This is a genomic window from Rathayibacter sp. KR2-224 (assembly GCF_049446075.1).
Classification (GTDB): domain Bacteria; phylum Actinomycetota; class Actinomycetes; order Actinomycetales; family Microbacteriaceae; genus Humibacter.
Window position 1 is genome coordinate 1,095,907 of the sequence record NZ_JBMSEB010000001.1, and the last position, 12,587, is coordinate 1,108,493.

A 12,587-nucleotide genomic window follows, 5' to 3' on the forward strand; every position below is an offset into this window, starting at 1 on the left:
CGCTACCCTAAACCCGACGCGGCCAGCAAGTGCTCGCGCAGGGCGTCCCGCACTGCGGCCATGCCCTCGTACGTCTCCTGGAACGACGTCGACAGCGGCGAGAGTCCGATGCGCAGCCCTCCTGGTTCGCGGTAGTCGGGGATGACTCCCCGCTCCCACAGCCTTGCGGTGACGTCGCGCATTGCGGGATGCTGCACCGTCACGTGCCCGCCTCGGTGAGCGGCGTCCCGCGGTGATGCCAGGGTCGCACCGAGCGGCACGAGCCATTCGTCGGTCAGCTCGATCGCGAACTGCGTGAGTGCGAGTGATTTGGCGCGCACCGCTTCGATCCCGCGGTCCTCGATCATCTCGAGGGTGTCCTGCATGGCGAGCATGCCGAGGATGGGCGGAGTCCCGCTGAGGAAACGGCGCATCCCGTCGGCCGCACGGTACTCGGGGCCCATGGTGAAGACATCCGAGGAGCCCATCCAGCCCTGGATCGGCTGGCGCAGCACGTCGTGCAGGTCGGCGCGCACGTATGCGAAGGCCGGCGAGCCGGGGCCGCCGTTCAGGTACTTGTACGTGCAGCCGACGGCGAGGTCGACCTCCCACGCGTCGAGTTCGATCGGCACTGAGCCCACGGAGTGGCAGAGATCCCACAGCACGAGCGCGCCCGCGTCGTGAGCGATGCGTGTGATGCGCTGGGCGTCGGCCAGGAACCCCGAGCGATAGGCAACGTGGCTCAGCACGACGAGCGCCGTCTGCTTCCCCACGGCTGCCGCGACCTGCTCCGCCGTCACTCCGGACGCCGTATCGGCCTCGATCCAGCGCAGCGTGAGCCCGCGTTCGGCCGCGACCCCGTCGAGCACGTATCGGTCGGTCGGGAAGTTGTCGGTGTCGAGCACGATCTCGGTGCGTCGGCCCGCGCCGCGAGGGGCGTCGACCGCTGCCCTGGCGAGCTTGTACAGCAGAACGGTCGTCGAGTCGCCGACGACGGTCTGACCGGATGCCGCACCGAGCGCGGCCCTGCCGATGCGGTCTCCGATGGCGAAGGGCAGCTCCATCCATTGCTCGTCCCAGCCGCGGATGAGCCTGCCCGCCCAGTCCTGCGTCAGGAATCGGTGGACGCGCTCCACGCTCGCTTCGGTGGGCCTGCCGAGGGAGTTTCCGTCGAAGTAGGCGACAAGGCCCTCTGAGTCGACGAACCTCGAGCGGAAGTGCGCGAGCCCGTCGCTGCGATCTGCCCTGCGCGCGTAGGCGAGGAAGGGATCGGGTGCCGTCATCGCGCTGCCCTTCCTGAGCGTCTCGTCATTCCAGCGTCTCCTCCAGGTAGTCGATGGTGGTGGCACGCGCCCTCGAAAGCCAGTGAGCCGTCTCGGAGGCGCCCTCGGGTGGCGCACCAGGCACCCAGGCGAGTCGCGGCCCCACCGTGTCGCCGTGCGAGGCGCCCGCGATGCCGGCGACGAGGGACTCCCTGTCGAGGCCCGCAGAGGCGAGCGCAGCGAGCTCGCGCGCGTTGACGCCCGACGGCAGCGGACCGTTGCCGAGGTCTGTTCCGTAGAGCACGCGAACGCCCGCCGCGGCGAGGTGCCGGACATTGTCGAGAGCCGTCTCGAACTCGGGTGTGGCTTCGCCCCAGCCGTGGATATCGAGGGTGGAGATGACGGCCGTGCCCGCTCTGGACATGCGGGCGACGAGGTCGGCGTCGAGGTGCTCGGTGAACGGCGCGTGCGTGATCACGTTGACGCCGGCATCCAGCGCTCTCGACGTCATACCCTCCCCCTCAACGTGCGCGGCAACCGGTACGCCTTCACCGCGGCTTGCCGTGACGATGGCGGCGAGCAGTTCGGGCGAGGGCACGGGTCCGGCCGCGCCGTTGAGCGTGACCTTGATCACGGATGCTCCGGCTGCCGCCTGTGCGCGCACGACGGTCTCGGCCTCCTCCGGATCGCTCAACTCGACCACTGCGGCATCGGATGCCCACTGCCTGCCGCTCGGGTAGCCGCCATTGCAAGTGAGGAAGGCGCCTGCGATATGGATGTCGGGCAGCGTCGAGCCGGGGAATGCGGCATCCCTGCGCAGTCTCCCCGTCATGGCCGGGTCTCCCCCGAGGTCGACGACGTGGGTGATGCCGCCGTCGAGCAGAGGCTCGGGGTCGATGAGTTCGAGGTGTACGTGGTGGTCGGTCAGTCGCGGGAACAGCGTGCCTGGCACGGCGAGGTCGGGATCGGCGTCGATGGGAGCCGGGTGCAGCAGGCCATCACGCAGCATGTACGAGCTTCGACCGCGGAACGACCCGGTCCATGCACCCTCGAACGCGACGATCTGGCCTTCCTCTAGCATCGGGCTCCGTCTCTCACGCCGTTGCTCCGATCTGGGTGCGCACCGCGTACAGCTCAGGGAAGAACACGATGTCGAGCGCCTTCTGCAGGAACGGGGCTCCGCTCGAACCCCCGGTGCCGGTCTTCATGCCGATCGTGCGCTGCACGGTCTTCAAGTGCCTGAACCGCCACAACTGGAAGTTCTCCTCCAGGTCGACAAGCTCTTCGCACGCTTCGTACGCCGACCAGTGCTCGTCGGCCTTCTCGTAGATCTCGCGAATGACGGGCATGAGTTCATCATGCATGCGGTATGCCTTCGTCACATCTCGCTCGAGCACCGACTCGGGCACCGCGAAGCCGGCACGTGCGAGATGGCGCAGGAACTCGTCGTAGAGCGTCGGGGCGGCCAGGATGCCCGCGAGCAGCTCGTGCGCGGCATGGTCGCTCTCGAAGACCTGCAGCATGCGGGCATCCTTGTTGCCGAGCGTGAACTCGACAGCACGGTACTGCCAGGACTGGAAGCCAGACGAGTTGCCGAGGAACCCGCGGAATTGGGCGTACTCCGTCGGCGTCAGCGTGGCGAGAACCGACCACTGGTCGGTCAGCGTGCGCTGGATGTGCTTCACGCGAGCGATGCGCTTGAGCGCAGGCTGCAGCTGATCGTCACGAAGCAGCCTGCACGCATCGGTGAGCTCGTGCAGAACGAGCTTCAGCCACAGCTCGGTGGTCTGATGCTGAACGATGAACAGCAGTTCGTCGTGGTGCTCAGGGCGGCTCACCGGATGCTGTGCGGCGAGCAGCATGTCGAGGCCCAGGTATGACGAATAGCTCATCCTGGTGCTGAAATCGGTGACGATGCCGTCTTCGTACCGGTCAGCCACTTCGTCGTGCGGAACCTTCTCGTCGTCGGTCATCACGCCTCCTCGCGTCCGCGCTCCATTGTCGTCTGCGGCGACGACAGGGTCGAATCAGCGTGCGCGCAGCAGCGTGCGCGCAGCAGCGTGCGGCGCGTGCGGCAGCGCGCGGCAGCGAGCGGCGACCCTGGCAGCATGCGGCAGCGCTCGCCGGCGCAGCGCTCGCTCGGCACCTAGAAGTGGCCCTGCCTGTTAGAAGGGTGGTGGGTCGGTGTCGTGGCCGGTGGGTGTTCGCACTCGGATGCCGCCGTCGGGTTTGGGGTCGATGCGGATCCGGGTGACGGTTTTGAGTCGGTGCAGTCGTGGTTTCAGTGGGACCAGGTTGGTCACCTCGGTGGTGCCACCGTGTTGCCATTCGATGACGTGGTCGATCTCACCCCCGCTGGTGACCCCGGTAGCCAGGTAGGGTGCGGCGTCGTCGTCGAGCCCGTACCTGATCGTCAGCCACCGTTTCTGGTCAGGGGTTGGCCGGTATCGTCTGGCATCCAGGTTCAACCCGGCCGGGGAGCCCGGATCAGCGACCACTTTGCGGAACGCGGGAGCATCCCGTAACACGCGACCCGCGGTCTGGGCTGGGATCGGCCCGTAGCCGAGGAGTTCCGCGAACCGGCCGTCAGCATCCATCAACACCACCGGCTGCACACCGTTACCGGCAGACCCGCCCGTGCCGCTCCGGCCGCTGACACCAGCGCTGCTGCCCGTGCCGCCCGTGCTACCGGCACCTGCGCTGCCGTTGGCGGTGAGGAAGTGCAGGGCGAGGTCGGCCCGCAACTGATCAAGGGTGCGCGACTCACCCTCCCTCGTGTGGAGGCGGCGTGCTGCGGCGGTGAGTGCGGCTTCGGCTTGCGCGATCTGCACGATCGGCCCGTACAGGTGCAGCCAGGCCATGGCATCCTCGGCCGGCTCCACCACCACCCGGCGGCAGCGCAGCGCTTCCTGATGCCGTTCCTGCACCGTGTCAGCACACAACCGTTCCCGCAACAACCGGCAGCGACGGGCGAACTCACCTGCCCTTACCCGTTCCGCGATCCCGGTCAGCTTCGCGTCAAACGCCTCAAACGCCGCCTGATCCGGAAGCCCGACCGAGGCTTCCACCGCAGCCCTGGCATGCTGCGGCGAGATGAGACCAGCCATGAACAGCCCGCACAGACCGGGCAAAGAGGCCGACAGCACCTCGCCCTGGAACGCCATCGAACGCACCACGTTCTCACTCACCTGCAACCGTTGCGCCAGATCGAACGCGACCGACCGTTGCGCGAAATCCACCTCATCCACCCGCGGATCCCGATCCCTCATGCCGACCGGTACATAAATGCGCGGATTCTGCCGGGCGATCCGAAACGCGTCCCGGATCGCGAACACCTGCCTGGCCGCCTGCTGATACACCACCGTCTGCGACCCCACCGCATCACCCAACACGAACCCCAACACCACCTCCGCAGACACAAGCGCAGCAGAACACGCCATCTCCGCGGCCGAAGACGGCAACTCCGGATCCTCCCACCACGGCACGTCCTCAACCTCCGCGGAAACAATCACATCGGGTTCGTACATACCTTCGAACCTACGCCCCACCACCGACACTCCGGCGCCCCTATGCACAACCCTGACCGCGAAGAAACGCAGCAGCGGAAGAACCGAGCGGAAGACGAGAGGCAACGGAGAAGTGACACGTGGAGAACCGTGGATCACGATGGGCGTAATGAGACGGAAGCGGTGCAGAACTGACGCACCCATCACCGCCAGCCGTAGAGGCGCCGCATGGCACGATCACGTTCGCACTCGAGCTGTCTCTGCAGTTCAAAGCGACGGATCCGCTCGTCGCGAGCGAGCGACGAGGCATCCGATCCGCGCAACAGCACTCTCCACGAGCGAGCGACACGCCACCAAGAGCCCGTGCTCGGCTGGCCACCGCGGACCCGGAGGGCCTCGCCGCTCATCGCAGGAGTCCTGACAAGAGATCGGAGCCCAGTCGCTGGAGGACCACGGCGTCTGCGCGGTAGCGCACGAACCGCCCGTCGCGGCGCGAAGTGACGAGGCCCGCGTCGCGGAGCAGCGCCAGATGCCGGGATACCTCTGGCGCCGACACATCCCAGCTCTGTGCAAGCTCGGCGGTCGTGCGAGTGCCCCGCACGAGGCTTCGCAGAAGACGGAGGCGCAACGGATGATCCAGAGCGGCAAGCATGTCCTGCACGCGATCCAGGGATGCCTCAGGTGAACCGACGCCGCGATGAACCGGATACTGCACGACAGGCCGGCGGCCGGGCGCGTACGCCACGAGTATGTGTGGGTCTCCCATCACCGTGGGAAGGAACGTGAGCCCCGAGGCGCCGCTTGCGCGAGCATCCTGCAACTTGTCCACCACCACGGCGTCGCCTACCAGGGTGAGCGCCATGGACATGCCGGCCAGTGTCGGTGCAGGGCCGACAACGCCGAGTACGTCGCGCCTCCCCCGCGCCTCGGCGTTGATGGCCGCACCGAGCGTCGACCACTCCTGCGCGAAGATCTCCTGGTCGAACCCGGTGACCACCTCGCGCATTCGACGGCGGGCCCCTTCCGGGTCGGCAATGACCGACTCGACGAATCCAAGCGCTTGCGGACCCCTCGCAGCCGCCCGCTCTCGGGCTTCGCTGCCTGCACGGTGGTCGGTCAGCGGTGATCCGAGGTCCGCGCGCATGCGGAGGGTTCCACAGCTGAACGTGATGAGAACGCTCTTTACCCAGTCCTCGTTCGAAAGCCGGTCTATCGCATCCAGTTCATCGGACAGGCTCGATCCGTCAGAGGCTGGCAGGAAAATGTCGGGGCGCGACACCCTCCAGAGATAGTCGCTGGCCGCGATCTGCTCCGACAGCTCGGGGCTGAGGATGTCGCGGACGCGCTCGGCCCATGCCCGTCGTTCGGGATGGTGACCGGACTCCGAATAGACGTGCAACGCCGCAACGAGCTCTGCCACGTGGGATACCGCGAAGTCGAACTCGGACTTCCCCACAGGAATCGTGATGGACATACCTCGAGCGTGAGGCTTGCATCACGCTTTGTCGCGAGGATTGACCGGAATCGTCAATCGGCGAGCCGTCGCTTCTACTCGGCCGCCACCTCGAGCACGATCGCGTGTTCAGGGTGAAGCCCGGGCATGGCGAGCCCGACGACCTCGAGCGCACGACCGCTCATGGTGACGCCGTCAGCCTTGACCCAGGCCGGAAGGGAACGGTGCGCCACACCGTGCCTGTCGACAGGAAGCCCGGGCGACACACGATAGACGCGCCCCGGGTCGAGCCCGGGGATACGCAGCCGCGACGGCGCCTCGTCGGCCGAGGTGGCCAGTGCCCCGTACACGACGAGTGCGCGAGAACGGTCCTGCGCCACCACGCCGTACGCCGTATCCGTGTCGTCCGGCCGGTCGATGCGGACTGCCCGTCCGCTGTGGATCAGGCCGCGCTGCGCCTTGTAGAACTCGATCGCGCCACCGAGCTCGGCCCGCTCCGAATCCGTGAGCCGACGCACGTCCCACTCCACACCGAAGTGGCCGAACAGGGCCGTGATCGCACGAAACGACAGTGCGTGCGTACGCCGGGTGGTGTGAGAGGTGCCCGGGCCGACGTGCGAGCCGACGAGCTCCGGCGGCAGAACGAGGCCGGTCCACCTCTGGATCGTCTGACGCTCGAGCGCGTCGTTGGTGTCGGATGCCCACACCCGGTCGGTGCGCTGCAGAATGCCCAGGTCCACGCGGGCGCCACCCGAGGAACAGCTCTCGATCTCCACGTCAGGATGCGCGGCACGAAGCGCGTCGAACATGCGATACGCGGCGAGTGTCTGCTCATGCGTCGACGACGTGCCGTCGTGTCCGAGCTCGAGCTGGTCACGGTTCTGGTCCCACTTCAGGTAGTCGATCGGGTACTCGGTGAGCAGGGCGTCGAGGCGCTCGTAGATGTAGTCCCAGGCATCCGGGTTCACGAGGTCGAGCACCTGCTGGTGCCGCCAGCGCAACGAGAGACGGTCGCCGGGCCCTGAGATCCAGTCAGGATGCGCGCGCGCCAGGTCGGAGTCCTCGTTGATCATCTCGGGCTCGACCCACAGACCGAACTGCATGCCGCGAGACTTCACGTGGTCGGTCAGGGGCGTGAGGCCCTGCGGCCACACATCGGGGTCGACGAACCAGTCGCCGAGTCCTGCGGTGTCGTCCCTGCGGCCCACGAACCAACCGTCGTCGAGCACGAACCGCTCGACGCCGAGCTCGGCCGCCGAGTCGGCCAGCTGCTTCAGCACGTTCAGGTCGTGGTTGAAGTACACCGCCTCCCACGTGTTGAGAACGACGGGCCGCGGCGACGAGGGATGCTGCGGCCTGGCTCGCATCCATTCGTGGAAGCTCGCGCTGATCCCGTCGAGCCCGTGGGCGGAGTACGAAGCGAACGCACGCGGTGCACGGTAGACCTCGCCAGGCGTGAGCACGAGCTCGCCCGAATGCAGCAGCTCGCCGACCGCGACCACCTTCTGCCCGTCACCTGAGCGCTCGACTCGACTGGTGTGATCGCCGCTCCAGCCCAGGTGCAGCGCCCAGACCTCGCCCGAGCGCCAACCGAAACCGGGAGTCCCTGCGGCGATGACCAGCGTCGAATCGTGCCCGGTGCGGCCATGCCTGCCGTCGCGAACCCACGTTCCCTGGTCGATGTGCCTGCGCTGCGGGTGCTTCTCCCTGGCCCAGCGCCCCGTGAGATCGAGCGCCTCCGTCGCCTGCGACGGCACGGGGAGCGTCGTGTCGAGGGATGCCACCCTGAACTCGCCCTCACCGGCGTTCTCGAGTTCGTTATCGATCAGCAGCAGCCCGGACGGCTCGAGCGCGAGCGTGCTTCGCACGACGACGCCTGCCGCCTCGTCGCTCAGCGTCAGCACGGCGCGCGCATCGTCCGCCTCGACGTTCTGCAGCACGAGCCGGAGTGAGTAGGACCTCGACTCGCGGTCGCCGGAGATCCCGGGGGTTCCGCGCCATCCCCTCGAACCCTGCGGAATCAGCGAAACCGGCGACGGCTCATCCGATGCCGAGTTCGGCACAGAGGGCTCGAGCGCTACGGCATCCGGCGCGTGCTCCCCCAGATCGGCTCCCCAGTGCGCCACGCGGGCGTCGCCGTCGCGCAGGTCGAGCAGGATGCTCACCCCTGCAGAACGCAGGTACAGACGGTCGATCATGATGCGGCCTCCGATCGCGTACGAGTCGATTCCTCGGTGACGACGCGCAACTCACCGGCACGCGCGGAGAGCACCTCACGCGCGTGGCGGCTCAGGCCGTCGTCACTGATCACCACAGCGGCCTCGTCGAGCTCGGCGATGGTGGACATTCCTACTGTTCCCCATTTCGTATGGTCGGCCAGCACCACCACGCGGCGTGCCGCTGCGACGAAGGCTCGATCGGTTTCCGCCTCGAGCAGGTTGGGCGTGGTGAACCCCTCGCGCTCGTCCATGCCGTGCACGCCGAGGAAGAGGAAGTCGAGGTGCAACTGCCGAAGGGCGGAGATCGCGATCGGGCCGACCAGGGCATCAGAGGGCGTCCGTTCGCCGCCGGTCAGGATGACGTGCCCCTGTCCACTTGCGGCTCGCGGGTAGAGCGCGCTCGCCACCTGCACCGAGTTCGTCACCACAGTGCACTCCAGCGGACCGTTCGCAAGCAGCGACGCGAGACGCCAGGTAGTGGTTCCCGCGCTGATGCCTATGGCGCTCCCCGGGCGCACCAGGGATGCCGCCTCCCGCGCTATCGCAAGCTTCTCCTGCTCCTCGCGCACGATCTTCGACTCGAAGCCGGGCTCGTCGGTGCTCAGTCCTCCCCCCGGCAGGGTCGCACCGCCGTGCACGCGCTCCAGCAGGCCGCTGGAGACGAGCACGTCGATGTCACGGCGCACCGTCATCTCGCTCACCTCGAACTGGGCGGCGAGCTCCGTGACTCGCACTGTGCCCCGTTCGCGGGCGCGCGTGACGATCGCGCTTTGACGCGCGGCAGCGAGCATCATGGGGCTATCCCTTGCTCGCGCCCAGGGTGAGGCCGGCCACGAACTGCCGTTGCAGCACCAGATAGATGACGAGCGTGGGGATGACGGTGATCATCGCGCCCGCCGCCAGCAGGTTGTAGTTCGAGAGGAACTGGCCCTGCAGATTGTTGATGGCGGTGGTCACCGGCAGCCGGTCGCCTGACTGGATGAAGATCAACGGCCAGAAGTAGTCGTTGTAGATGAAGATGACCTCGAGCGTGCCAAGGGCCGCGAGAGCGGGCCTGGTCAGGGGCAGGATGATGTTCCAGTACTGCCGCCAGACGCTCGCACCGTCGACCCTCGCAGCCTCGGTGAGCTCATGCGGTATGGCCTTCATGAAGTTGGACAGCACGAACGTGCAGAAACCGATCTGGAATGCCGTGTTCACCGCGATGACGCTGACGTAGGTGTTCAGCAGCGAGCCGGAGTCGCTTATGAAGTACGGCAGCGTGGTGTGCTTGAACAGCTCGAACAGTGGCGCCGCGAGCACCTGCGGAGGCAACAGGTTGCCAGCAGTGAACATGATCAGCAGGGTGACGTTGAACCGCCAACTGAAGCGCGAGACCGCGAACGCCATCATCGAGGCGAAGAACAGGATCAGCAGCACCGAGGGAACGGTGATGATGACCGAGTTGCCGAAGTAGGTCGGAAAGCCGCCCTGGTTCCACGCGTCGATGTAGTTCTGGAAGTTGAACGTGCCCCCGATCGAGAAGTAGCCGAATTTGTCGGTGTCGGCCTTGGGCCGAAGCGACGTGTACAGCGCCCACACCAGTGGGAGCAACCACATGATCACCATCACGAGGATGAAGACGAGGGTGCCCCAGTGGTGATTCTTCTTCCGGCGGGCGGATGCCGGCGCGTGCGGCGGGATACGGACCGACGTGGTCGTGGCGGTCATTCTTTCTCCCTCCGGAAGGTGCGGGCCAGGTAGAACACGATGGGCACGAGCGAGATGACCAGGAGAACGACGGCGAGCGCCGATCCGACCCCGATCACCTGCCCTTCACCTACCAGGTTCTGGATGACGAGCACGCTGAGCAGCTCGAGGCCGTTCGTGCCCTTGTTGATGACGTAGACGATGTCGAACGCACGAAGCGACTCGATGATCGTGATGACGACGATGATGATGTTGGTGGGCTTCATCGCCGGGAAGACGACGCGGAAGAACGCCTGCCAGCCGTTGGCGCCGTCGAGCGAAGCCGCTTCGCGCAGACCGGGGTCGACGCTCTTCAGCCCGGCCAGATACAGGATCATGACGTAGCCGGCATGTCGCCAGGTGGCGGCCACCATGGCCGCCCAGAGGTTGACGCTCGGATTACCCAGCCAGTCCACCGCATGCGGTGTGCCTGCCGTGCCGAGCAGGAAGTTCAGCAGGCCGTTGTCTTGCGAGTAGAACAGCTGCCAGATGATGCCGATCAGCGCGAGCGAGAGCATCACTGGAACGAAGAAGATGCTCTGGTAGACGCGGCTGCCGCGGATGGCCTGGTCGAGCAGCACCGCGAGCAGCAGACCCAGCGGCGTTCCAATGACGCCGAGGAAGAGCAGCCAGATTATGTTGTGCAGCACCGCAGGCCAGAACGGCGTGTAGTCCTGGAAGATGTACTGGTAATTGCTCAGTCCGGCCCACTTCATGTCGCTGAAGTCGAGGCCGTTCCATCGAACTAACGACAAGCCGACGGAGAACAGGGTGGGCAACCAGACGAGGACAAGCTGGATCAGGGTGGGGATGCCCACCATGATCGACAGCGTGACCAGGTCTCGGCGCGTGAACTGACGCAGGCGACCTCGCTTCCGGGCGGGGGCCTTACCCCGCCCGGAAGCGACGGTCTTCTGCGTGTCTGCAGACGTGACCGCCATGACGAACGCTTCGCTTTCGGCTATTCAGCCGCGTACAGCGTCTTCGCCTGCGACTCGATGTTGCTCAGGTCGATGCTGCCGTTCTTGATGAACGTCTGCATCGCAGGCTCGAGAACATTGGATGCCATCGCGGGCAACGCGTCGCGGTCGAAGAACTGGCTGATGAACTTCGCGTCGGCGATGATGCCGCCCAGCTTCTTGGTGAAGGCGCTGTACCCGGAGGTGTCGGCATCCTTCGCGGTCATGATGTTGGACTTGTCCACCGAGTAGTAGGCCTCCTGGCCGGCGCCCGTGCCCATGTACTGCAGCATGTCGCGCGCGGCCTGGTTCTGGCCGCCCTTCTTGGAGAGCATGAGCCCGTCGATGGGTGCCTCGACGGCATCCTGTCCCTCGACCGCGATCGACGGGAACGGGAAGAAGTCGATGTCGGCGAGCACCGTCGGGTCGGTGAACTGCTGCGTGATGAACGAGCCGAGCAGCATCATGCCCGACTTGTTCTGCGCGAGCTTCTGCGCGGCATCCTGCCAGGTCAGGCCGAGCGCGTCGGGGTCCTGGTAGGGCAGCAGGATCTTCCAGTTGTCGAAGACGTCCTGCACCTTCTTCTGGTTCCAGGACTCCTTGTGCGCGCAGAGGTCGACGTGGAACTGGTAGCCGTTGGTGCGCATGTTGATGTAGTCGAACGTGCCGCAGGCGGGCCATGCGTCTTTGTCGGCGAACTGGATCGGGATGATGCCGTCGGCCTGCATCTGCTTGCACAGCGTCTCGAGCTGGTCGAAGGTCGTCGGAACCTGGTAGCCCTTCGACTGCCAGAACGACTTGCGGTAGAAGAAGCCCCATGGGTAGTTGTAGTTCGGCACGAAGTACTGCTTGCCGTCCTCGCCCGTCGACGCCTTCTTCAGTGCGGAGGAGAAGTTGCTGCCGATCTTGTCCCAGACGTCGGTGACGTCGGCGACGAGGCCCTTCTTCGCGTAGTACTGCATGCGGTAACCGGCGAACCACGTGAATGCGTCGTCGGGGCTGCCCTGCAGGTAGTTGTTGATCTTGTTCTGGAATCCGTTGTGGTCGACCGTGTTGACGGTGACCTTGTCGCCGGACTTCTTCTCGAAGGCGCTGACGAACGAGGCGTAAGCCTTCTTCGGGACCGGGTCGGAGGCGTTGGATCCGAACGAGAGCGTCTTTCCACCGCCCGAGGAGCCCCCTCCGGACGTGGTGCCTGTACAGGCTGCCAGCAGCGGAACCGCGCCCAGTCCGAGCGCTCCGACTCCGGCGCCCTTCAGCAGGGTGCGGCGGGCGATCCCATGATCCCCGTTGAGCTCTTGCATGTTGACTCCTTTGTAACGTGCAGGGGGTGTGCAAAACCGCACAATCCCGATCATATTCGCCCATCGGGCTTGCGCAAGTAACGAATGAGCCACAGGAACGTCGAGAACGGCACCGCGTCAGGACTGGGAAAGCGCCTACCACCATGGCCTCCTTGGCACTCAGTGCGATCCGGGCCG

At 66.1% G+C, this 12,587-nt stretch carries 10 protein-coding genes; all 10 read right to left on the minus strand.

Annotated features, from left to right (window positions below; genetic code table 11):
- Positions 1 to 2: 2 nt before the first annotated feature.
- The gene (locus tag ACO2Q7_RS05160) at positions 3 to 1,262 is read right to left on the minus strand and encodes a kynureninase (RefSeq protein ID WP_423354546.1); all 1,260 of its coding nucleotides are present in this window, start codon (positions 1,260 to 1,262) and stop codon (positions 3 to 5) included.
- Positions 1,263 to 1,287: 25 nt separating this feature from the next.
- On the minus strand, positions 1,288 to 2,322 hold the full coding sequence (locus ACO2Q7_RS05165) for an amidohydrolase family protein (RefSeq protein ID WP_423354547.1): 1,035 nt from the start codon (positions 2,320 to 2,322) through the stop codon (positions 1,288 to 1,290).
- Between the two features lie 13 nt (positions 2,323 to 2,335).
- Positions 2,336 to 3,214, minus strand: a complete 879-nt coding sequence (gene kynA, locus ACO2Q7_RS05170) for a tryptophan 2,3-dioxygenase (protein ID WP_423354548.1) — start codon at positions 3,212 to 3,214, stop codon at positions 2,336 to 2,338.
- Between the two features lie 192 nt (positions 3,215 to 3,406).
- Positions 3,407 to 4,768: a DUF222 domain-containing protein gene (locus ACO2Q7_RS05175; protein ID WP_423354549.1), complete on the minus strand. Its 1,362-nt coding sequence runs from the start codon at positions 4,766 to 4,768 to the stop codon at positions 3,407 to 3,409.
- 382 nt (positions 4,769 to 5,150) lie between these two features.
- Positions 5,151 to 6,221: a DUF5937 family protein gene (locus ACO2Q7_RS05180; RefSeq protein ID WP_423354550.1), complete on the minus strand. Its 1,071-nt coding sequence runs from the start codon at positions 6,219 to 6,221 to the stop codon at positions 5,151 to 5,153.
- Positions 6,222 to 6,295: 74 nt separating this feature from the next.
- The gene (locus ACO2Q7_RS05185) at positions 6,296 to 8,398 is read right to left on the minus strand and encodes an alpha-galactosidase (RefSeq protein ID WP_423354551.1); all 2,103 of its coding nucleotides are present in this window, start codon (positions 8,396 to 8,398) and stop codon (positions 6,296 to 6,298) included.
- Entirely contained in the window at positions 8,395 to 9,210 is an 816-nt protein-coding gene (locus ACO2Q7_RS05190) for a DeoR/GlpR family DNA-binding transcription regulator (RefSeq protein WP_423355969.1), read from the minus strand. The genes ACO2Q7_RS05185 and ACO2Q7_RS05190 overlap by 4 nt, the downstream gene beginning before the upstream one ends.
- A gap of 7 nt (positions 9,211 to 9,217) precedes the next feature.
- A complete protein-coding gene (locus tag ACO2Q7_RS05195) occupies positions 9,218 to 10,129 on the minus strand; it encodes a carbohydrate ABC transporter permease (protein ID WP_423354552.1) in 912 nt (303 codons plus the stop codon).
- Positions 10,126 to 11,088, minus strand: a complete 963-nt coding sequence (locus ACO2Q7_RS05200; RefSeq protein ID WP_423354553.1) for a carbohydrate ABC transporter permease — start codon at positions 11,086 to 11,088, stop codon at positions 10,126 to 10,128. Before ACO2Q7_RS05200 ends, ACO2Q7_RS05195 begins: the two co-directional genes overlap by 4 nt.
- A 20-nt stretch (positions 11,089 to 11,108) precedes the next feature.
- The gene (locus ACO2Q7_RS05205) at positions 11,109 to 12,410 is read right to left on the minus strand and encodes an ABC transporter substrate-binding protein (protein ID WP_423354554.1); all 1,302 of its coding nucleotides are present in this window, start codon (positions 12,408 to 12,410) and stop codon (positions 11,109 to 11,111) included.
- Between the last annotated feature and the right edge of the window lie 177 nt (positions 12,411 to 12,587).